Here is a 2748-nt window from a genome sequence, read left to right as displayed (position 1 = left end):
CCCCCCCCCCCCCCCCCCCCCCCAAGGGTGCGGCAGGCGCGGCCCGGCGCGGTGGGCGATGCCCTACTTGCGCACCAGCTTCACCACGGTGAACCCGCCCGGCGCCACCATGACCGAGTTCGACGAATCGCCCTTCCGGTCGTCTCGGCCGGATGCCACGGGCTTGCCGGTCGCGTCGAACGCCTGCTGCTGCAGCCGGAAGCCGCGAGGCACGGCGACCGTGCGCACGCTGGTTTCGCCGGCCGCGCTGATGTAGACGGTGCTGTCCCCGGCCGGCCCGGTCACCGAGACGGTGGAGACGAGCGGCTGCACGAGGAGGGCGTCCACGGCGGCCGGCCCGTCGGCGGTCCCGGCGACGAGGGTGGCGCCGGCCGGCAGGGAGCGTTTGAGCGTGAGCGGGAAGAGCCGGCCCGGCGCATCCGTGATGCCCTGCGCACCCGCGCCGCCGTTGGCGGTGCTGCCCAGCTTCGCCTTGCCGGCGGACCAGGCGGTGGTGCCGGAGGGCGCCTCGGTCTGGTTCACGATCGGGTACACGTTGCGCGCCTGGTCGGCGGCCGGAACGGGGATGCTCAGGGTGTCCCCCGCGGCCAGGGCGACGTACGCCCCGCCCGAGAGATTGGCCTCGCCGGTCCACGCGGATGCGGGCCGGACGACGGAGCCGGTTCCGGTGATCGTGCCGGCCTCGGCCTCGACGACGCTCAGGCCGTTGGTGCCGACCGTCCTGGTGATGCCGAGCGCCTTCGCCTTCAGTGCGGGATTCGCGTCCAGTGCCAGCATGGTGAGCAGGGCGTGGATGGTCGATTCGGCGCCGGAGTTGGGATTGACCCGACCATCGTGTTCGATGCCGTCGATGGCGGCGCCGGTGGCCGGGTTGTAGGCGGGCAGCCCACTGCGGTTGGCTCCGAAGAACCAGGCGGCGGTGACTGCCGCCAGATCGATCAGGCCGGGGGCGTTCGCTGCCTTGGCCGTGGCGACCAGGCCCTGCACCCGCGAGTCGACCCCGTAGGCGATCTGGGCCTCACCGGGGGTGGGGCTCCAGGCGTTGTCCGGTCCGCCGGCGGCGAGCAGCTGCGCCGTGAACTGGGCGGAATCCTTCACGGCCGCGCCGAGCAGGTCGGTCCGGCCGAGCGCGGCGGATGCCGTCGCGACGGCGGCCGGGGCCATGCCGCCCCAGGCGTGCCACAGGGTCTGCGACTTGTTCCACGGCATGATCGCCCCGAACGGCCACTGGGTCACCGATCCGGAGGACATCGCGGCGACGCCCTCGGTCAGCTGGGTGAGAGCGGTGCGCGCGGCGGTGTCGGTGGGCGCCGCCGTGACGTAGGCGGAGAGCCCGAGCGCGGCCTCGGCCGAGGCATCCGCCCCGCCCGCGATCAGCCAGGCCGGCACCTTCACGCCGTCGGCCACGTCGAACTGGCCGAACCTGGCCAGCGACTGGCGTTCGAGCGCGTCGAGGGAGAGGTGCAGCCGGTCCTGGAGGAACGCCGCGAACTGCGGGTCCGCGCCCGCGAAGGCGGCGTAACCCTCGCCGAGGGCCCAGACCGTGCGGGCCACCCAGTACGACTCGGCGGAGTCGCTCGGGTCGGGCAGCTCTCTGGGCGTTGCGCTCGGTGTCAGGCTGCCGTCGGCCTGCTGCCAGAGCACGACGTTGCCCGCGTTCGGGCCCGTGGCGGTCTGCAGGTAGGTCAGCGAGCGGAGCGTCTGCACCGCGTGCTCCCGGCTGGCGGCGTCGCCGGTCTGCTGCCAGTGGCGCAGGTAGACGACCGCGGTGCGGGCGATGTCGTCGGCGTTGTACGCGCCCTGGCTCCAGTGGCCGGTGGCCGGGTCGAGCGACCCGCCGCCGACGCGGCCGTAGCTGCCGTCGGCCAACTTGTCCGAGTAGGTCCACGGCGCCTGGGCGGTCGGCGTGGCCTCGATGCCGTAGGTGGTATGGCCCTCGACAGCCGGGAGCGGCACGGTGTCGAGGAGGAAGTCGAGATGCGCGAGATTGGCCAGGGGCGCCGAGACCGCCTGCGCTCCGTGGGCGACGGATGTCGGTGGCGACGCGGCAGCGGCGGCCGTGCCTGCTCCGAGCAGGAGCATCGACACGGCGGCCGTGAGGGCGACGACCCTGAGGGTGGATGGTGAACGAACAGCGGTGTACGTCATTGTGGGTCTCCTGGCTCGAGCACTGAACCGGTTCAGTAGTGTCTACTAAACCGGTTCAGTCCCGCACTGTCAAGAGAGAACACCGAGAAAGACCCCCCGGACGCGTCACACGCCGGGGGTCTGATCGGATCGACAGCCCGCAGTCCATTCCCAGCGGGCGGTTCTACCCTCGGGTCATGGGAGTCAGCATTCCGGAGGAGATCGACAGCGGCAGCAACCCCGGTCACCCGATCCGGCGCTTCCTCCGTCGGTGCCGCGCCTGGGTGGAACTCCACCCCAGGGTGCGCTGGGTCTACCGCGTCCTGGTCGGTCTCCTCGGGGCCGGAATTGTCGGCATCGGCCTCCTTCTCGTTCCCCTGCCCGGCCCCGGCTGGCTCATCGTCTTCCTCGGGCTCGCGGTCCTCGGCACGGAATTCCCGGCGGCCCATCGGGTCGGAGCATTCCTCAAGCGCATCCTGACCCGGCTCTGGGCCCGGTGGCGCAACCGCGGCACCGCCACCCGCCCGGCCCGAGGCGCGACCCGCGGCGCGGCCAGCACCGACTAGGCGGGCGAGGACCAGGCCAGGGACCGCGACCGAGGCGAGGCCGGGCCGGAGCCGG

At 72.9% G+C, this 2748-nt stretch carries 2 protein-coding genes; one reads left to right on the top strand and one right to left on the bottom strand.

What is annotated here, in order from left to right:
- Positions 1–63: 63 nt before the first annotated feature.
- The gene (locus E3T48_RS03215) at positions 64–2148 is read right to left on the bottom strand and encodes a hypothetical protein (protein ID WP_198417613.1); all 2085 of its coding nucleotides are present in this window, start codon (positions 2146–2148) and stop codon (positions 64–66) included.
- Positions 2149–2324: 176 nt separating this feature from the next.
- On the opposite strand from E3T48_RS03215, the gene E3T48_RS03210 reads away from it, so the two are divergent.
- Positions 2325–2693 carry a PGPGW domain-containing protein gene (locus tag E3T48_RS03210; RefSeq protein ID WP_134522421.1) on the top strand — a complete coding sequence of 123 codons (369 nt, stop codon included), beginning with the start codon at positions 2325–2327 and terminating at the stop codon, positions 2691–2693.
- Positions 2694–2748 lie beyond the last annotated feature (55 nt).

The sequence above is a fragment of the Cryobacterium fucosi genome (assembly GCF_004403515.1).
Classification (GTDB): domain Bacteria; phylum Actinomycetota; class Actinomycetes; order Actinomycetales; family Microbacteriaceae; genus Cryobacterium; species Cryobacterium fucosi.
The sequence above is the reverse complement of the archived record's forward strand: the minus strand, read 5'-3'. Positions and strand labels throughout refer to the sequence as shown.